14 protein-coding genes are annotated in these 17,642 nt (G+C 68.6%); 4 read left to right on the plus strand and 10 right to left on the minus strand.

What is annotated here, in order from left to right:
* Nucleotides 1-127 precede the first annotated feature (127 nt).
* The 6 genes from ATO4_RS06950 to ATO4_RS06975 all read right to left on the minus strand — a co-directional run bounded on the left by ATO4_RS06950 (nt 128) and on the right by ATO4_RS06975 (nt 7,209).
* The gene (locus ATO4_RS06950) at nt 128-799 is read right to left on the minus strand and encodes an amino acid ABC transporter permease (protein WP_083590699.1); all 672 of its coding nucleotides are present in this window, start codon (nt 797-799) and stop codon (nt 128-130) included.
* A gap of 130 nt (nt 800-929) precedes the next feature.
* Entirely contained in the window at nt 930-1,736 is an 807-nt protein-coding gene (locus ATO4_RS06955) for an ABC transporter substrate-binding protein (RefSeq protein WP_083590700.1), read from the minus strand.
* 195 nt (nt 1,737-1,931) lie between these two features.
* Nucleotides 1,932-3,608 carry an indolepyruvate oxidoreductase subunit beta family protein gene (locus ATO4_RS06960; RefSeq protein WP_083590701.1) on the minus strand — a complete coding sequence of 559 codons (1,677 nt, stop codon included), beginning with the start codon at nt 3,606-3,608 and terminating at the stop codon, nt 1,932-1,934.
* The gene (locus ATO4_RS06965; protein WP_083590702.1) at nt 3,605-5,767 is read right to left on the minus strand and encodes an indolepyruvate ferredoxin oxidoreductase subunit alpha; all 2,163 of its coding nucleotides are present in this window, start codon (nt 5,765-5,767) and stop codon (nt 3,605-3,607) included. The genes ATO4_RS06960 and ATO4_RS06965 overlap by 4 nt, the downstream gene beginning before the upstream one ends.
* A gap of 53 nt (nt 5,768-5,820) precedes the next feature.
* On the minus strand, nt 5,821-6,303 hold the full coding sequence (locus ATO4_RS06970) for a MarR family transcriptional regulator (RefSeq protein ID WP_083590703.1): 483 nt from the start codon (nt 6,301-6,303) through the stop codon (nt 5,821-5,823).
* A 114-nt stretch (nt 6,304-6,417) separates the two neighbouring features.
* Nucleotides 6,418-7,209, minus strand: coding sequence for a cyclase family protein (locus tag ATO4_RS06975; protein WP_083590704.1), 792 nt, complete (start codon nt 7,207-7,209; stop codon nt 6,418-6,420).
* Nucleotides 7,210-7,556: 347 nt separating this feature from the next.
* Between ATO4_RS06975 and ATO4_RS06980 the strand changes: the two genes are divergently transcribed.
* Nucleotides 7,557-8,948, plus strand: coding sequence for an FAD-binding oxidoreductase (locus ATO4_RS06980; RefSeq protein WP_083590705.1), 1,392 nt, complete (start codon nt 7,557-7,559; stop codon nt 8,946-8,948).
* Nucleotides 8,949-8,967: 19 nt separating this feature from the next.
* Here ATO4_RS06980 and ATO4_RS06985 read toward each other — a convergent pair whose 3' ends face one another.
* Complete coding sequence (locus ATO4_RS06985; RefSeq protein ID WP_083590706.1) at nt 8,968-10,545, minus strand: NAD(P)/FAD-dependent oxidoreductase; 1,578 nt, start codon at nt 10,543-10,545, stop codon at nt 8,968-8,970.
* Between the two features lie 182 nt (nt 10,546-10,727).
* Here ATO4_RS06985 and ATO4_RS06990 point away from each other — a divergent pair, with 182 nt between their 5' ends.
* Complete coding sequence (locus ATO4_RS06990; protein ID WP_083590707.1) at nt 10,728-12,302, plus strand: NAD(P)/FAD-dependent oxidoreductase; 1,575 nt, start codon at nt 10,728-10,730, stop codon at nt 12,300-12,302.
* 110 nt (nt 12,303-12,412) lie between these two features.
* Here the strand turns inward: ATO4_RS06990 and ATO4_RS06995 are convergent, their stop codons facing one another.
* Both ATO4_RS06995 and ATO4_RS07000 read right to left on the minus strand, forming a co-directional pair.
* On the minus strand, nt 12,413-13,504 hold the full coding sequence (locus ATO4_RS06995; RefSeq protein WP_348626449.1) for an LLM class flavin-dependent oxidoreductase: 1,092 nt from the start codon (nt 13,502-13,504) through the stop codon (nt 12,413-12,415).
* Nucleotides 13,505-13,637: 133 nt separating this feature from the next.
* The gene (locus tag ATO4_RS07000) at nt 13,638-14,729 is read right to left on the minus strand and encodes an LLM class flavin-dependent oxidoreductase (protein ID WP_083590708.1); all 1,092 of its coding nucleotides are present in this window, start codon (nt 14,727-14,729) and stop codon (nt 13,638-13,640) included.
* A gap of 134 nt (nt 14,730-14,863) precedes the next feature.
* Here ATO4_RS07000 and ATO4_RS07005 point away from each other — a divergent pair, with 134 nt between their 5' ends.
* Together ATO4_RS07005 and ATO4_RS07010 are read left to right on the plus strand one after the other, a co-directional pair.
* Nucleotides 14,864-15,679, plus strand: a complete 816-nt coding sequence (locus ATO4_RS07005; RefSeq protein ID WP_083590727.1) for an aldolase/citrate lyase family protein — start codon at nt 14,864-14,866, stop codon at nt 15,677-15,679.
* A gap of 37 nt (nt 15,680-15,716) precedes the next feature.
* Nucleotides 15,717-16,658: an NADP-dependent oxidoreductase gene (locus ATO4_RS07010; RefSeq protein WP_083590709.1), complete on the plus strand. Its 942-nt coding sequence runs from the start codon at nt 15,717-15,719 to the stop codon at nt 16,656-16,658.
* Nucleotides 16,659-16,946: 288 nt separating this feature from the next.
* Here the strand turns inward: ATO4_RS07010 and ATO4_RS07015 are convergent.
* Nucleotides 16,947-17,642, minus strand: a 696-nt coding sequence (locus ATO4_RS07015) for a site-specific integrase (RefSeq protein ID WP_139802294.1), incomplete at its 5' end; no start/stop codon positions are given.

The raw sequence follows: 17,642 nt of genomic DNA on the forward strand, positions 1-17,642 counted from the left end.
TGCGCCCCTGCTTCGGCCGCCGTTTCGCTAGCGCGGGATGAAATCAGCTTCGATCGACATCTGCTCTATCCTCTTGTTGCCACATAATCTTTTCCGAAAGGCGGTTCCCGCTTTTCGGGATCATGCTCTAGCGCGGCGCCTCGGAGTAGCGCTTCTCCAGCATGGCCACCAGCCGGACCGCGGGCCAGAGAATGATGAGGTAGAGGAGTGCGGCGGCGATCAGCGGCGAGGGGTTCGCCGTGAGGGCCTGGGCATCGGTCGCCTGCTTCAGGAGATCGGGCATGGCGACGACCGAGGCCAGCGAGGTGTCCTTGGCGATGGCGACGCAGTTGGAGGTGTGCGGCGGGATCGCGATCCGCAGCGCCTGCGGCAGGATCACCTTCCACAGGATGGCCGGAAAATGCAGGCCGAGCGCCCGGGCGGCCTCGGTCTGGCCATTCGGGATCGCCTGGATGCCGGAGCGGAAGACCTCCGCGGTGAAGGAGGAGAGCACCAGCGACAGCGCGAGGACGGCCGAGGCGAAGGAGGACAGGCGGATGCCGACGAAGGGCAGGGCATAATAGACGAGAACGAGGACGACGAGGATCGGCAGGGCCCGGAAGATGTCGATGAAGCCGACCGCGAGATAGCCGATCGGCTTCGGCGCGTAGAGCCTGAGGATGCAGAGCCCGATCCCGCAGAGCGAGCCGATCACGAGCGTGCAGGCCGCCAGGAGTGCGGTGTTCTTCAGCCCGGCGACGAGCATCGGGAAGACCCGCAGCATGACGTCGATGTTGAAGAAGGTATCGATGAAACCCATGGGTGCTCCGCGGGGCGCGTCGGTGTCGTTGGGGAGGGCGCTCGGCGAGACGGGGCGCGGCGGTCATGGCCGCGCCCGCATCCTTCGTCCGGCGGATGATCCGCGGTGTCGTGCGGGAGAGCGCGAAGGCCTATTCGGCCGCAGGGATCGGCAGGACCTCGACCGTCGAGGTGCCGGCGTCCGGGGCGACGCCGAGCCACTTCTCGTGAAGCTTCGCCATGGTGCCGTCCTGCTTGATGGCGCTGATCGCGTCGTTGACCTCGCCGAGCAGCGGCGAATTCTTCGCCATCATGATCGCGAAGCGGTCGCCGGTCTGGATGCGCTCGGCGATCTCGAGCTGCGGCATCTGCTTCATGGCGTACTGGAAGCCGCCGATGTCGCTGATCCCGCCGGCGACCCGGCCGTTCTGCACGTCGAGGAGGAGGTTCTGGAAGGTGTCGTAGCCCTTGTAGTCGCCGAAGCCGTATTTTTCCTGGTTCTCCTTGATCCAGGTTTCGCCCGTCGAGGTGGACAGCGCGCCGACCGGCTGGCCCTTCATGTCCGCCAGCGACTTCACGGGCGAGCCGATCTGGGTCACCAGCGCCAGGTCGCTGTCGTAGTAGCCCTGGGTGAAGGACTGGTTCTGCAGGCGCTCGTTGGTGATCGAGATGGTCGAGATCGCCATGTCGATGCGCCCCGAGGCGGTGGCGGCGAACAGCGCCTGGAAGCCGAGATCCTGGAACTCCACCTCGTCGCCCATGCGCTTGGCGATCTCGTTGGCGAGGTCGACCTCGAAGCCCTCGAACGAGCCGGTCTCGGTCTTCACCTCCCAGGGGGGATTGGCCGGATAGGCGCCGACGGTCAGCGTGTCGGCCGCCGCGAGCTGCGGCATGGCGAAAAGCCCCGCCGCGGCAAGCCCGAGCCACGCCAGGGTCCTCGTCTTCTTGGTCGTCGTCATGTGAGCCTCACTTTCCCAATCCCGGTTGGCCATGTTCGGCCGGTGCGGAGGCAAGCTCCTCCGCCAGCATCAGACCTTCTGCACGCGACCTTCGCAAGCATCCCGCATATGGCAGCCGCCCCGTCGTCGCATGCGCTGATTTCCTGGCCCTTCCGGGCGCGTCATCTTGCGATCCTGCCCCGGCCGGCCCCCCAGTCAGGCGACAGTTTCCTGGCTTGCCGCCCCGTCCGGCCGGTCCTTCGCTTCGGCGAAGGAGGCGACGGTCTGCAGCGCCCCATCGAGCATCGTGCCCTGCTCGTCCTTCAGCGCCGCCTCGCGCAGGCGCCGCAGCCAGCCGGCGGCATCGTCCTGGCCTTCCAGCAGCGGCAGCGCCGAGAGCACACGGTCGAACTTCGACAGGCCGCGCGCGTGGGTGTCGCTGTATCCCTTGATCAGCCGCCGGCATTTCAGGATCTCGACGGCGAGGTCGTAGTCCCTGGCGACGGTGCCGAGCGCCAGGCGGTACCACCCATCGATGTGCTCGGCCTCCACGGCGTGGCGCAAGAGCGAGCGGCGCCAGTGGCGCATGCCGCCGATCACCCAGAGCATGCCGAAGCCGAAGAGCCCGTCGGTGCGGATGTGGCGCCCCTTGTTCACCCGCTTGTCGAGCCATGTCGCAAGGCCCGGACGGGCCTCGATCCAGCGGCCGAGACCGGCCGGCATCGAGCCGCAGACTTCCTCGATCCGCGGGTGGAAGTACTCGGTCACCTGCAGGACGTCGTCGTCCCTGACCCCGATCTCGCGTCGCAGCCGTGCCGACCGGCTGGAGCGGGTCTTCAGGTCGGCGACGCGGATGACGTCGTCGTAGCAGAAGGCATTGGCGAGATACTTCGCCGCCGTGTGCGACAGGACGAACCCATGGGCGGCGTCGTCCCTGGCGAGCGCCTCGTCGAGACGGTCCAGATATTCGGCGCCATAGGCCGGATCCTGGTAGTCGACGACCTTGCGCAGCCCCGGCTCGGCCATCTCCCGCACGACCTCGGGCAGCGCCGCGATGCGACGGTCGAGCTCGCGCCATTGCGCGAGGAGGCGCTCGTCGCCGACGGGTTCGCCGGCGCGGGGCGCAGCCGGGCCGTCGGTGCGCGGATCCTCGCTTTCCGGTTGCCCCCCGAGCGGCAGCGGCGCCGGCGAGGCGTGCTCGACGCGTGGCGGCTGCGGCGCGCCCATCTTCTCGCCGCCCTGCCGCCGGGCGGCCTCGTCGCAGGCGAGGGCAAAGGCGCGGAGGCTGGCCTCGACGCCGCGTCCCGATTCGCGGATCGTCGCCTCGAAGCTCTCGCGGGAAAACGGCAGCACGCCGGCGCCGGCGAGGGCGCCGAAGAGGCTGGAGGAAATGACGCTGCCCGCCTCGACCGCCATCTTCTCCATGTCGAAGCCGATGAAGGTCTTGGCCGCCTTCTGCGCGGCGATCTCGACCTCATGGGAAGAGGCCCGCCCATCGCCGGGCGCGATCTTTTCCGACACCGCGGCGATCCGGTGGGACGAGGCGATCAGCGTCGTCCGGTTCGGCGTGACGAAGCCGCGGATGATGGCGCGGCCCGCCTCCATCAGCTCCGCCGCGATCATCACGTCGACGTCGCCGGGCGACGGCGACAGCGAGAACACCGGCTGGCGGCCGCGGTCAGGGCACATCTCGACATAGTAGATGGTGGCGCCGGTCCGCTGGGCGACGCCGGCGACCGAGGTCGACTGCGCCCGGTAGCCGTTGCGCTCGGCGACGTCGACGACCCAGTTGGTCAGAACGCCGCCGCCCTGGCCGCCGACGGCGAGGATCGCGACCCTGAGGATCCTGTCGCCGAGCTCCGAGTCCGGCCGATGGTCGAGGGCGACGGTCATGCGGATGCCCCCGAAAAGACCAGCCGCCGGCTCTCGCGCCGCCGCTGCAGCCAGCCGATCACCCGGCGGCTCAGCCGGGCCGAGAAGCGCTCGGCGCCGGTCGGGTTGTGGACCGTGTCGGCGCGGTAGAAGGAGGGGCACAGCACGGCCGCGTCCGCGACCTCGCCGCAGTTGCCGCAGCCGACGCAGGTGTGGTCGACATGGGCGACCGGATCGTCGCGCAGCGGATCGTCCAGCGTCTTCACCGACAGCGACGGGCAGCCCGACAGCCGCATGCAGGCGTGGTCGCCGGTGCAGACGTCCTCGTCGACGCCGAAGCGCGGCTTGACCACCCGCTCGCCGCCCTTGATGGCCTTGCTGACCAGCGGCTTCTCGCGGCGTTGCTTGTTGAGCATGCATTCCGACGAGGCGACGATGACCTTCGGCCCCTTCTCCTCGGTGGTCAGCGCTTCGCGCAGCGTGTCGCGGACCTTGGTGACGTCGTAGGTCCGGTCGATGTGGCGGACCCACTTCACGCCGATCCCCTTCACCGCCTCGGTGATCGGGTGCTTGGTCGACTTCGACTTGTTGGCGGCGCGCGAGGACAGGATGTCCTGGCCGCCCGTCGCGGCGGAATAGTAGTTGTCGACGATGACGATCACGCCGTCGCTCTGGTTGAACACGGCATTGCCGATCGAGGAGGTCAGGCCGTTGTGCCAGAAGCCGCCGTCGCCGACGAAGGAGATCGAGCGCCGCGTGGCGTCCGGCGAGTTGAAGGCCGAGGCGGAGGCCGGCCCGAGGCCGTAGCCCATCGTGGTCGCGCCGAGATCGAAGGGCGGCATGATGGAAAACAGGTGGCAGCCGATGTCCGAGGCGATGTGGTGCGGCCCGAGCTCCTGCTCGACGAGCTTGGTCGCCGCGAAGATCGGCCGCTCCGGGCAGCCGGTGCAGAAGCCGGGCGGGCGACCGGGCACCACCTTGGCGAGGTCGGTCGCCGGGTCCGGCTCCTCCTCGGCGCGGTTCGGCGCGCGGATCTGGTCCGGCAGCAGCTCCGGGGCCTGGTCGCGCAGGAAGTCGCCGATCCCCTCCAGCATCACCTGGCCGGTATATTCGCCGGCCACCGGAAGGTAGCCCTTGCCGAGAAGCCGCGTCGTGCCGCCGTTGCGGTAGAGCAGGGAGCCGAAGGCCTGCTCGATGTAGTTCGGCTGGCCTTCCTCGATGATCAGGACCGCGTCCTTGCCCTCGCAGAAGGTCAGGAACTCGTCGTCGATCAGCGGATAGACGGCGTTGAGGACGTAGAGCGGCACTTCGGTGTCGCCGTAGATGTCGGCCAAGCCGAGGCGCTGCAGGGCGCGGATGACGCCGTTGTACATGCCGCCCTGCAGGACGAGGCCGATCCTGCCGGTCGCGGCGCCGAAGAACTCGTTGATCTGCCGCGAGCGGATGAAGTCGACGGCGGCCGGCCAGCGCTTCTCGACCTTTTCCTTCTCGTGGAGGAAGGAGGCGGGCGGCAGGACGATGCGGCCGGTGTCGCGCCGCGGGTTCGACAGGGCGTCGGCGACGGTGGTCGGCGGCCGCTTGTTGTCCTTGGCGACGAACTTGCCGTGGACATGGCAGCACTTGATGCGGACCTGCAGCATGACCGGGGTGTTGGAGGCCTCCGACAGCTCAAAGCCGTCCTCGACGGACTTGACGATGGAGGGCAGGTTCGGCCGCGGGTCGAGCAGCCAGACCTGGCTCTTCATCGCAAAGGCATGGCTGCGCTCCTGCATGATCGAGGAGCCTTCGCCATAGTCCTCGCCGACGATGATCAGCGCGCCGCCGGTCACCCCGCCCGAGGCGAGGTTGGCGAGGGCATCGGAGGCGACGTTGGTGCCGACGGTCGACTTGAAGGTGCAGGCGCCGCGGATCGGATAGTGCACGGAGGCGGCGAGCATCGCGGTGGCGGTCGCTTCGGAGGCGGAGGCTTCGAAATGAACGCCGAGTTCGCCGAGAATGTCCTGTGCGTCGGCGAGGACGTCCATCAGGTGGCTGATCGGCGCGCCCTGATAGCCGCCGACATAGCCGACGCCGCACTGGAGCAGCGCCTTGGTGATGGCGAGGATGCCTTCGCCGGAGAATTCCTCGCCCGCGCCCATGCGCAGCTTCTGGACCTCTTTCGCAAAAGACCGTTCGGCCATGCCGCGTCTCCTTTCCGGATATTCCGGGCCCGCGCCGCAGCCGGGCCGTCATGTCAGAAATCGTGCTTGCGGACGTTGCGCAGGACTCTCTGGAGCACCGCGACGAAGCCCGCATATTCCGCCTCGTCGACGCCCTCGAACATCTGGCGGTAGATGCCGAGCATCACCGGCCAGACCTCGTCGAACAGCGCGCGGCCCGCGTCGCTCAGGAAGATCCGCCGCGCCCGGTTGTCGCCGGCGTCGGTCTCGCGCCGCAGCAGCCCCTGCGCCTCCATGGCGTCGAGGGTGCGGCTCATGGTCGACTGCTCCATGACGGCGTAGACCGCGACCTCGTTGATCGTCAGCCCCTCGGCCACCGCCAGGATCGCCAGGGTGCGAACCTGGGCGGTGGTGAGGCTGCGGGCCTTCAATTCGTCCCGCAGCGTCGCGTTGTAGCGACCCATGATCCGGTTCATCAGGTAGGGCGCGAACTGCTGCAGGCCGATCACGCCGAGGGAGAGGGTGCGCTCCTCCGTCTCTCTCGGGTCGTCACTCATCGACACTTCCAGCCGCTTGCGTCGTGCCGCATGCGGGGGCGGCATCATGCTGCCGCCACCTGCCGCCCGGCCCCGTCATGTCCCGGATCGCGGGCCTTGCCGCCATGCCTCGCCCTATTGCTTCGGCACCAGCGCCAAAGCGCGGATGGGGCTGCCCGTGCCGTTCTCGATCTTCAGCGGCGCGGCGATCAGGATCGCGCCCTTCGGCGGCAGCTTGTCGAGATGGCAGAGGCTCGCGAGGCCGTAGCGGTTGTTCTTGTGCATCAGATTGTGGGCGGGGAAGGGGATCTCCATGCCGCCCGCCTGGCCGGCATCGGTGCCGATGCATTCGGTGCCCCAGCCGACGACGCCCTTGTCGACCAGGTACTGGATGCATTCGGCCGTCGGCCCGGGCGAATGCGGGCCGGTCTCGTCGGCGTTGAGGAAGGCGTCCTCGGACTTGTTGCGCTTGTACCAGTCGGTGCGCATGACGACCCACTCGCCCGGCTGGATCTCGCCGTGATCGGCCTCCCAGGCCTTGACGGCGTCCGCCGTCAGCAGGAAGTCGTTGTCCGCGGCGGCCTCGGCCGAACAGTCGATGACGTTGACCGGCGCCACGAAGTTCTGCGGGACGATGGTGTCGGTGGCGCCGTCGGGATAATCGCGGCCGGTGATCCAGTGATGCGGCGCGTCGAAATGCGTGCCCGAGTGCTCGCCGACCTTCAGCCAGTTCCAGGCCCACCACGGGCCGTTCTCGTCATAGGCCGAGATCTTGTGGATCTCGATCTTCGGCGTGTCGACCGCAAGTTCCGGCGGCAGCTTCAGAAGCGGCGTGTTCGGACCCAGTACGGCGCTGAGGTCGACGACCTCCACCGCGCCGCTGAGAAGCATGTTCGCCAGACCTGCCAGTGCCTGCGTATCGGCCATCGCCACCTCCTGTCGCTGCCCGCTTCAGGGCAATGTTGGGAGCTGTACGCTATCGTGGCAAATATGCGTTTGCAAGTATCTCCTCGGAATCTTTCCAGTCTGCTGAGAGGCTGTGCTTCTCGCCGTAGAAACAGGCAGTATCTGCTCATAACCCGAGCAAGACTCTTCGCAGCTGCGAAATGCCATCACTTCTGTGCAGCTGCAGCATGATGATGTCTGAGCTGAATGATGGACCGAGGCGGCCGATCGCATGGCATCGCTTGGGAATCGTATGAAAATGGATATAGACTGATGCTGCAATGCAAGGCTCCGGGCGACGTGCACGGGGCTGCCGGAGGGAGTGACGGATGGACATGCAGCCCGAACGGCTTCTCGGCCAGCGCCTGGATCCCGCCATCGTCACGTTGGCGGAGGCGATCCCCGAGCGCGCCTGGCACGACTGGAGCGGTGCGCCGCCGGTGCGCCCGCTGGCCTGGATACGGCCGCGAAGCACCGAAGAAGTCTCGGCAGTCCTGGCGCTGTGCAGCGAGGCCGGGATCGGCGTCGTGCCCCAGGGCGGCCTGACCGGCCTTGCCGGGGGCGCGCATCCGGTCGCGGGCGCGGTCGCCCTGTCGCTGGAGCGGATGAACCGGATCGAGGAGATCGATCCCGCCATGGCGTCGATGACGGTCGGGGCGGGGGTGGTGCTGCAGGCTGCCCAGGCCGCGGCGGAGGAGGCGGGCCTGTTCCTCGCCGTCGATCTCGGCGCCCGCGGCTCCTGCACGATCGGCGGCGTCCTGTCGACCAATGCCGGCGGCAACCGCGTCATCCGCTACGGCATGGCGCGCGAGCATGTCCTGGGCCTCGAGGTCGTGCTGGCCGACGGCACCATCGTCACCTCGCTCAACAAGATGCTGAAGAACAATGCGGGATATGATTCCAAGCAGCTGTTCATCGGCTCGGAAGGCACGCTCGGCGTCATCACCCGGGCGGTCCTGCGCCTGCAGCCGCGGCCGACCTTCTCGACCAGCGCCCTTTGCGGCTGCCGCGACTTCGACGCCGCCCTGGCGCTGCTGCGGGCGGCGCGGGCGGGGCTTGGCCCGTCGCTCACCTCCTTCGAGGTGATGTGGCCGAGCTTCTACGACTTCATGGCCGGCAGCCTGCCGTCCCTGCCGCGTCCGCTTTCCGGTCGGCACGCCATCACCGTCCTCATCGAGGTCAGCGGCTTCGACGCCGAACACGAGGCCGCGCGGCTGGAGGCGGTCCTCGGCGCCATGCTGGAGGAAGGCCATGTCGAGGACGCGTTGCTCGCGGCCTCCGGCAAGGACGTCGCCGACTTCTGGGCCATCCGCGAAAGCGTCGCGGAATATTCGAAGATCATGGGCCCGATCACGGCCTTCGACGTCGGCGTGCCCGCCCATGTCACCGGCCCGGTCGTCGAACGACTGGAGGCCGGCCTGAAGAGCCGCTGGCCGGACGTCATCGCCCTGTCCTACGGCCATATCGGCGACAGCAACCTGCACCTCGTGGTCAACGTCCCCTCGGCCGGCAGGGAGCAGCCGGCCGCCGAAATCTCCGCCTTCGTCTACGACACGGTGCGCGAGGCGGGCGGCACCATCTCCGCCGAACACGGCATCGGCACGCTCAAACGCAAGTACTTGCCCTACACCCGCTCCCCGCAGGAGCTGGACCTGATGCGGCGGATGAAGCTCGCGCTCGACCCGAAGGGGATCCTCAATCCGGGCAAGGTGCTGGGTTGAGCAGCTTGCGAGGCCGGCCTCATCGCCTGCCGAGTTCCTGCGCCAGCATGTAGCCGGAACCGGCGCCGAGGCCGCCGCCCGGCCATGTCGAGGCGCCGATCAGATAGAGCTTCTCCACCGGGGTGCGGTAGCGCGCCCAGCCCGGCATCGGCCGGAACAGGAAGTTCTGCGACAGGTGATGGCTGCCCGAGACGCTGTCGCCGCCGACGAGGTTGGGGTTGCGCCGCTCCAGATCAGCCGGCGTCTCGACGTGGCGGCCGAGGATCTTGGCTCTCGTCCCGGGGGCGTAGCGCTCGATGATGTCGACGACGCGGTCGGCATAGGCCTCGCCGGCCTCTGTCCAGTCCCGTGAGGTGATGATGCCGGCGGCGTCGCCGCGGATTTCGCCGGGCACCATGCGGACCTGGACCCAGAGCGTATGCCTGCCCTCCGGCGCGCGCGACGGGTCCACCGCCGTCTGCTGGCCGACGACGATCAGCGGCTCGACCGGCAGGAGCCCGGCCATCGCCTCGCCATAAGCCTTCGCCATCATGTCGAGATCGGGCGCAAGGTGGACATAGAGGAAGCGCTTCAGCTCGTCCCCCGCGCTCCAGTCGGGCAGATCCGACAGCGCCAGATGCACCATCATCGTTCCCGGTCCGTGGCGGAACCTGCGGGCGCCGGCATCGAAGCCGGCGTTGCCGCTGTCCCCGCCCAGCAGCCGCTCGACCAGAGCACCCGGCGTCACGCCGGCGACGACCGCGCGCCTTGCGGTTACCTCGCTCCCGTCGGCAAGGCGGATGCCGTCGGCCCTGCCGCCGCCGCGACGGATGCCGGTGACCCCGCAGCCGGTCTGGACGACGCCGCCGAGTTCGGTGATCCGCGCCACCATCGCCCTGACGATCGTGTCGGCGCCGCCCTTGCCGACGACCATGCCCATGGCCTGGTCGACCATGCTCTCGAGATAGGGAAACAGCGCGCCGCCCGCGATGTCCGGGGCAAAATCGAGATGCATGCCCCAGGCCCCCATCGCGGCCCGGATTTCGGGCGAGACGAAGGTCTGCTCGAGGAACTCGCGCGGCGAGGAGGCGAGCAGCCGGGCGAGCTCGAGGGTCCCGGCGGTGCCCCTGGCGCGCCAGGTCTTCCAGCCGATCCCGGCAAGCGCGCGCCAGGTCATGGGCGAGCCGAGGATGGCGAAGAGATGCGGGGCGTTGCCGCCGAATTCCGCCACCATCTCCCGCCAGCGCCGGGCGTCCTGCGGCGACAGCGCCTCGGCCCGCGCCGCGGTCTTCTCCAGATCCCTGGAGACGCCGAACCAGCGGCCGGACGGTGTCGGCGTGGCGAAACAGTCCTCCGCCGGAACGAGGGCGAGACCATGCCGGGTCAGCGCCTCGCCGTGCTCCTTGAAGAAGGCCGAGCCGGCGAACAGGCCGAGATTGGTCGCGTAGAGGTCATGGCGGAACCCCGGAAGCGTCGCTTCCTCCGTCCGCACCGCGCCGCCTGCCGTGTCGTTGCGCTCGAACAGGCCGACCGACCAGCCGCGGCTCGCCAGATGCACGGCCGCGGCCAACGCATTGTGGCCCGCGCCGACGAAGACGGCATCATATTCCTGCGCCATGCGCTCCTCCTGCCGATCGGCCACCGGGCGTCTGCCCGCATGCGCCAGGGCCGGAGATTATTTTAAGCTTAGACATTTGCAAATGCAGTGACTGGCCATAGGCTGCCTGAAGCGCGGGCCGCGCCATCTCGCTGGCGGTCGGTCCCTGCGCGGATCCTCCATCCCAGAAGCGGGAGCATGTCATGGCCGTGGATTACGTCGTCGTCGGTTCGGGCATCAACGGGCTGACCTGCGCCGCGCTGTTGGCGAGGCGCGGCAAGCGCGTCCTCGTCCTCGAGCGCGAGAGCGTCGCCGGCGGCTGCATGCGAACCGCCGAGATCACCGCGCCCGGCTATGTCCACGACGTCATGGCGACGACCTTCGTTCTCTTCATCACCTCGCCGGCCTTCGCCGAGCTGGGATCGGAACTGACCGCGCACGGCCTCGAATTCGCTCCGACGTCCCACCCGACGGCCGTTCTCGTGCCCGATGGCCGCAGCCTCGTGCTGACCACCGACCGGCAGACCAACGTCGACCGCTTCGAGGCCCTCAGCCCCGGCGACGGCGCGGCCCATGCCCGGGAGGTCGGCACGGTGGAGCGCGACGCCGAGCTCGTCTTCGGCCTCCTCGGCGGCTCCCTGTGGAGCCGGCCGACCGCGCAGCTCCTCATGCGCGAGGCCTGGCGGCGGCGGCCGAGGGCGCTCGCGGCCCGCCTCGGCGAGGCGCTGCGCTCCGGGCGCACTTGGCTCGAGACGAGCTACCAGTCGGAGCTGACACGGGCGCTCTTCGCCCCCTGGGTGCTGCATGCGGGGCTCGGCCCGGAGAGCGCCTTTTCCGGCGAGATGGCGCGGGTGATCGCCTTTGCGCTGGAGGCTGCCGGGGCGCCCATCGTCAAGGGCGGGGCGGCGAACGCGGTCAAGGCCTTCGAGGGGCTGATCAAGGCCAATGGCGGCGAGATCCGCACCGCCTGCGACGTCGCCGAGGTGCTCGTCGAGGGCGGCCGAGCGACGGGCGTGAGGCTCGCCGACGGGACGAGGATCGCAGCCGGGCAGGGGGTCGTCTGCTCGGTGACGCCGACGCAGCTCTACGAGCGGCTGGTGCCGGCCTCGAGCGTCGACGAAGCGACGCGCTCCCGCACCGCGGCCTATCGCTACGGCAAGGGCAACATGCAGATGCACTATGCCCTGAAACACCCGCCGCGCTGGAAGGCGGGCGGCCTCGACAAGGTGGCGCTGATCCATCTGACGCCGGGCCTCGACGGCGTCTCCAAGGCCGTCAACGAGTGCGAGCGGGGCATGCTGCCGCAGATCCCGACGATCTGCGTCGGCCAGCCTCATGCCCTCGATCCCTCCCGCTGCCCGGAAGGCGCCGGCATCCTGTGGCTGCAGCTCCCCGAGGCGCCCCGCATCCTCAAGGGCGACGCGGCCGGCACGATCGAAACCCCGGCCGACGGACGCTGGAGCGAGCAGATCCGCGAGGCCTATGCCGACCGGGTCGAGGCGATCCTGTCGAACCATATCGACGGCTTTGCCGACAGCGTCGTCGCCCGCACGTGTTACGCACCCTCCGATCTGGAGGCGATGAACATGAACCTCGTCGGCGGCGATCCCTATGGCGGCTCGGCGGCGCTCGACCAGTTCTTCATCTGGCGACCCTTCGCCACCTCGCGCAACCACGCCACCGCCATCCGCGGCCTCTACCAGATCGGCGCCTCGACGCATCCGGGCCCCGGCCTCGGCGGCGGCTCCGGCTACGCGCTGGCGCAGACGCTGCGGTGAAGGGGCGACGCGGGCAATCGCAGCCCTGAACGCTGCTTCGACCGATGGGGCCGTGCCGCAGGCCGGCGTGATGCCCGGCTTGCTGCCGCCAGTGGCCGCAGCCGGAGAGGCTACCGCAACCCCTTCTCCGCCAGGATCGGCAGGACGGTGTCGCGGAAATAGGGGAACTCCTCGACATAGTCGACGAAGGAGAGGGTGGTGCCGCGAAAGCCGGTCTCCGCGATCTTCACGATTCCCTCGGCCACCTGCTCGGGCGTGCCGATCAGCGGATAGCCGCCATGGCCCATGGCGAAGCGGTCGCGGATCAGCATCAGGAGGTCGTGGGGGAAGGACTGGGCGTGGGCGAACTGCAGGTTCACCAGATTGTCCACCGCCTCCCAGTCGGCGTTGTCGCGGGCGGTGTGCTCCAGATAGGCCTTCGCCTCGGCCTCGGTGGGGCGGCAGATAACATGGGCGAAGGTGAGAACATCCACCTCGCGGCCCTTCTCCTGCGCCTTGGTCTTCAGGTCGGCGATCTCGGTCTTGGAGCGTTCGAGGTCGATCGCCGGCGTGAACAGGAAGTTCGCGTTGCGGGTGGCGAAGTCGCGGCCCTGGGGCGAGCCCGCCGCGTTGATGATCGGCACCTCGGCGACCGGGCGTGGATCGCCCTTCACATGCTTGAGCTTGAAATACGCACCGTCCCAGTCGAAATAGTCGGCCTCCGACCACAGCTTGCGGACGATGTCGAACCATTCCTGGGCGTAGCCGTAGCGCGTCTCGTGATCGTCGGGCAGCGTCAGGCCGAGCGCCTCGTATTCCGGCTTGTTCCAGCCGGCGACGACGTTGAGGCCGGCGCGGCCCTGGCCGATCTGGTCGATCGTGGCGATCTGCTTGGCGGTGACGACGGGATTGTTGGCGGCGGTATGGATGGTGGCGAAGACCGCGATCTTCTTCGTATGGGCCAGAAGTCCCGCCGCCCAGGTGACCGTCTCCAGCACCGAGCCGTGGAAGTCCGTCTCGCCGCCATAGCCGATCCAGCGCGCGATCGGCAGCATGAAGTCGATGTCGGCGTCGTCGAGCAGCCTGGCGAGCTTCAGGTTGTTCTCGAAGGAGTTGACCCAACGCTCCGGCACCTTGGTGACCGACATGCCGCTCGAGCAGTTCGAGGAGAAGGTGCCGAGAAGGAAACGATCCTTGGCGAACATCGGGTTGGTCTGGCGCAACGCGGCCTCCGTGCCGGGTTATTTTAAACCTGAACTATTTCGAGCCTAAGCCCTGCGCTGCAGGACCACAAGCGCCCGATCGTCCTTTATCTGAGCATGCCTCCAGAATGAGCGGAAGGGCATCGGCGCGCGCTCAGGACCGCAGTCCCGCCTGCTTCAGCAGCGGCAGCACCCGGTCGCAGAAGAAGGGCAGCTCGTAGGTGTAGTTGACGAAGGTGAGCGCGATGCCGGCATAGCCGAGTTCCGAGATCCGGATCATGTCCGCGGCGATCTTTTCCGGCGTGCCGACCAGCGGATAGCTGCCGGCCCCGCCGGCGAAGCGCTGGCGGTAGCGGTCGTAGGCTTCGGGGTCATGGGAGGCCGAGAACTGCTTCTTGCCGGCCATGTGCGTCTCGACCGCCTCGTGATCCGCCTCGGTGAGGGCGTAGCGCTCGTAATAGGCCTCCGCCTCGCCTTGCGTCTCGCGGCAGACCACGTGGCAGACCGTGTAGAGCCCGACGTCGCGGCCGGCTTCGGCGCCGCGCGCGCGGACGTCGGCGACGTGCTGGGCCGCCCCGTCGAATTCGGAAAAGGTCGTGAAGATGAAGTCGCAATGCTGCGCCGCGAAGTCCCGGCCCGGACCGCCGAAGGCGGCGTTCATCGTCACCGGGCGCGGCGCCTGCAGGCTCGCCGGGCGGCTGACGACCTGCTTCAGCTGATAGTAGGTCCCGTCGTAGTCGAAGGGCTCCTCGGCGGCATAGGCGCGCTCCACGATCTCCAGCCATTCGGCCGCCTGGTCGTAGCCCTTCTCGCCGAGCGCCACGCCGAACATGGCGAATTCCGCCGGATTCCAGCCGCAGACGATGTTGAGGCCGGCGCGGCCCTTTGAGATATGATCCACCGTGGCCAGGGCCTTGGCGGCATAGAGCGGGTGCATCACCGGCACGTGGACCGTCATGAACAGGCCGATCTGCTCGGTCGCCGCTGCCAGCCCCGCCGCCCAGGTGAAGGTCTCGAAGGACCATTCACGGGCCTTGGTCTGGCCGCCGAAGCCCTTCCACCGGGCGATCGGCAGCACGAATTCCAGCCCCGCCCGGTCGGCGATCTGGGCGGCGTTGAGATTGTCGTCCCAGCGCGCCTGCCAGCGCTCGGGAACGGTGGTGATCGCGAGGCCGCCATCGGCATTGCAGGAGAAGATCCCGAGCTTGAGCCGGTTCGAACCCTTGAGGGGATGCGGCTTGATCATCACGGGCTGCGCCTCTCGCGGAGTTTCTCGACCGAAAAATAGTTTAAGCCTGAAATAGCTTGCCGCAAAGCCTGCGATGCGGAAAACTGCCGGGAAGGATCGCGGCCTCTCGCAGGCCGGTGCAGGAGGAAGACATGGCCGAGCCGACATTTCGCGAGCGGGGGCGCTCCGGGGCGCCGTTGCTGGGAACGTTCTGCGCGATCCCGCATCCCGTCGCCGTCGAAGTGACGGCACGAGCGGGATTCGATCTCGTCTGCATCGACTGGGAGCATTCGCAGATCGACCGGGGCGAGATCGAGAACCTCGTGCGGGCGGCCGAAAGCGGCGGCGCCGTCGCGATGGTCCGCGTGCCCGGCAACAATTCCGAGGCCATCGCGGCCGCCCTCGACGCCGGCGCCGAGGGCGTCCTGGTGCCGCGGGTCTCGAGCGCAGAGGAAGCCGAAGCCGCCGTCAGGGCCACCCGCTATCCGCCGGACGGCGAGCGCGGGGCAGGCCCGGGCCGCGCCTCGCGCTACGGCTACGACATCGCCCCCTATGTCGCCGCCGCCAACGGGAAGATTCTCCTCGCCGTGCAGGTCGAGACGGCGCGGGCGGTGGAGAACATCGACGCCATCGCGGCCGTCGAGGGCGTCGACCTGGTCTTCATCGGCCCCGGCGATCTCGCCGTCTCGCTCGGCGCCTTCGGGCCGGATGGCGCGGAGCGGCTCGACGTTGCGATGCGGCGCGTGATCGCGTCCTGCAAGAAGGCCGGGCGGGCCATCGGGCTGTTCCGCCCGAGCGCGTCCGACGTCGCGACCTGGCGCGAGGCCGGCGTCAGCTTCTTCATCGTCGCCTCCGACACGATGTTCCTCGGCGCAAGCGCGGCCGACGCGGCCAAGGCCTCGGCGTCGGCAGCACCAGGGGCCGGCAGGGCGCAGCAGGCGGGCAGGGCCGGGAAGGGCCGGTCGTGACGCCGTTCTCCGCAGGTCCGTTCGAGGAGTTCATTCGATGATCGCAATCCACTACGACCGTCATGGCGGGCCGGACGTTCTCGCGGTGGTGGAGGAGCCGGCCCGAGACCTCGGCCCCGGCGAGATCCGCGTCGACATGCGCTACGCCAGCGTCACGCCCCTCGACTGGAAGCTGCGGGCAGGCCTGCTGAGGGCTCATTTCGAGCTGACCTTTCCGAAGGTGCCGGGCCGCGACGGCTCGGGCGTGGTGACCGAGATCGGGCCGGGCGTCGAAGGCTTTGCGCCGGGCGACCGGGTCTGCGTCATGGCGGCGCCCGCCAGCCGGGGCACCTATGCCGAGGAGCGGATTTCGCTGGCCTCCGATCTCGTCGCGATTCCCCCGTCCCTCGGTGACGCGCAAGCCGCGAGCCTCGTCAATGCCGGGCTCAGCGCCCATGTCGCGGTGTTCGCCGCGGCGCGGATCGAGCCGGGGATGAAGGTGCTCGTCCATGCCGGCTCCGGCGCGGTCGGCGGGCTGATCGTGCAGCTTCTCAAGCACGCCGGCTGCGAGGTGACCGCCACCTGCCGGGCCGCGAATCGCGGCTATGTGCGCGACCTCGGCGCCGACCGCGTGATCGCCTATGACGAAGAGGATTTCGCAGCGCTCAGCGACCAGGACCTGGTCTTCGATCTCGTCGGCGGCGAGACCCACGCGCGCTCCTACCAGGTGCTGAAGAAGGGCGGACAGCTGGTCTGGCTGGTCGCGGCGCCCATCGTCGACAGCGGCGCCGACCGCGGCGCCGAGCACGGTGTCACGGTCACCCGCGCGATGATCGCCGACGCCCATGAGCCCGTCGAGGCCATGCTGTCCATGGCGGCGAGGGGAGAGATCCGGCCCCAGATCGCCGACGTCCTGCCGCTCCGCGAGGCCGAGGCGGCGCATCGCCGGATGGAGGCGGGCGAGATCACCCGCGGCCGGCTGCTGCTGCGCACCGGGTGACGGTCAGGCGCTCACCGGCCAGGCAATCGGGGTGACGCCAGCCGAGCGATCCACGGCACCGCGGCGGCCAAACATGGTCGCAGCGCCTTCGCGTCGCCAGACGATGCATCGGACGCAGCGGGTGCTGGAATAAAAGCCGGTGAATTCATCGGAAAGGAACTGGTAGCGGGAGAGGGACTTGAACCCCCGACACGCGGATTATGATGCTTCGCGCGGTCGTTGATTTCGTTGATGTTTCGATCGATGTGTCGCGCCTATGTTGCTGATACTCAGCCATGGAAATGCAACTCAGGCCAAAAGCAGCCTCTCAGCCGACGCCAAAGCCTGTGTCTCGTCGACTGCTGGAAAGAGGTGGCCATAGGTGTCGAAGGTCATCTGGATCGACGAGTGCCCCATCCGCATCTGAACCGCTTTCGGTGACAGTTCGAGACCGCCATCGGCCTTCGAATTGATGCACCAGGAGGCGAACCAGTGCCGGAGCGCGTGCATCCCGGTGTAGCGAGCGGCGAGGACAGGCTGGCCCTTCTTGTCCACCTTGCCGGTGTCGACCGCAACGCCCGCCTTGATTAGGGTCGGGTGAAGACCACGGTTGATGATGTTGCCGAGGCTCTCGACGTTGCCCGCCGAGTTCGGGAAGACGAGGTCGAGGCGGCCGGGAGGGCAGGCGAGGCGCCATTCCTTCAGCGTGTTGACGACGAGCGGGGGCAAGGGGATTGTCCGCTGTCCGGCCTCGCTCTTCGGCGCGCCGATCGCGTTGAACCTGTCAGCCCGCTGGCGGACATGGATGACCGCCTTTTCAAGATCGACGTCGCCCCATGGTCGCCCGCGCAGCTCGCTCGCCCGCATGCCGGTGAAGATCGCCGTCACCAACAGCGGCCGATAGCGCCCCGCGGCGGTCAGGAGGATGGCGCGGACCTCCTCCATGGTGGGGATATGCGCTGAAGCTCCTCCGGGACAAGACTGGGATCGAGATCGAGGCCAAGG

It is taken from the genome of Aurantimonas sp. 22II-16-19i (genome assembly GCF_002088275.1).
GTDB lineage: Bacteria > Pseudomonadota > Alphaproteobacteria > Rhizobiales > Rhizobiaceae > Jiella.

Excerpts from the sequence above, each read along its gene's own strand:
- ATO4_RS06950 (WP_083590699.1), bottom strand. The coding sequence starts at position 799 with ATGGGTTTCATCGATACCTTCTTCAACATCGACGTCATGCTGCGGGTC.
- ATO4_RS06955 (WP_083590700.1), bottom strand. The coding sequence starts at position 1,736 with ATGACGACGACCAAGAAGACGAGGACCCTGGCGTGGCTCGGGCTTGCC.
- ATO4_RS06960 (WP_083590701.1), bottom strand. The coding sequence starts at position 3,608 with ATGACCGTCGCCCTCGACCATCGGCCGGACTCGGAGCTCGGCGACAGG.
- ATO4_RS06965 (WP_083590702.1), bottom strand. The coding sequence starts at position 5,767 with ATGGCCGAACGGTCTTTTGCGAAAGAGGTCCAGAAGCTGCGCATGGGC.
- ATO4_RS06970 (WP_083590703.1), bottom strand. The coding sequence starts at position 6,303 with ATGAGTGACGACCCGAGAGAGACGGAGGAGCGCACCCTCTCCCTCGGC.
- ATO4_RS06975 (WP_083590704.1), bottom strand. The coding sequence starts at position 7,209 with ATGGCCGATACGCAGGCACTGGCAGGTCTGGCGAACATGCTTCTCAGC.
- ATO4_RS06980 (WP_083590705.1), top strand. The coding sequence starts at position 7,557 with ATGGACATGCAGCCCGAACGGCTTCTCGGCCAGCGCCTGGATCCCGCC.
- ATO4_RS06985 (WP_083590706.1), bottom strand. The coding sequence starts at position 10,545 with ATGGCGCAGGAATATGATGCCGTCTTCGTCGGCGCGGGCCACAATGCG.
- ATO4_RS06990 (WP_083590707.1), top strand. The coding sequence starts at position 10,728 with ATGGCCGTGGATTACGTCGTCGTCGGTTCGGGCATCAACGGGCTGACC.
- ATO4_RS07000 (WP_083590708.1), bottom strand. The coding sequence starts at position 14,729 with ATGATCAAGCCGCATCCCCTCAAGGGTTCGAACCGGCTCAAGCTCGGG.
- ATO4_RS07005 (WP_083590727.1), top strand. The coding sequence starts at position 14,864 with ATGGCCGAGCCGACATTTCGCGAGCGGGGGCGCTCCGGGGCGCCGTTG.
- ATO4_RS07010 (WP_083590709.1), top strand. The coding sequence starts at position 15,717 with ATGATCGCAATCCACTACGACCGTCATGGCGGGCCGGACGTTCTCGCG.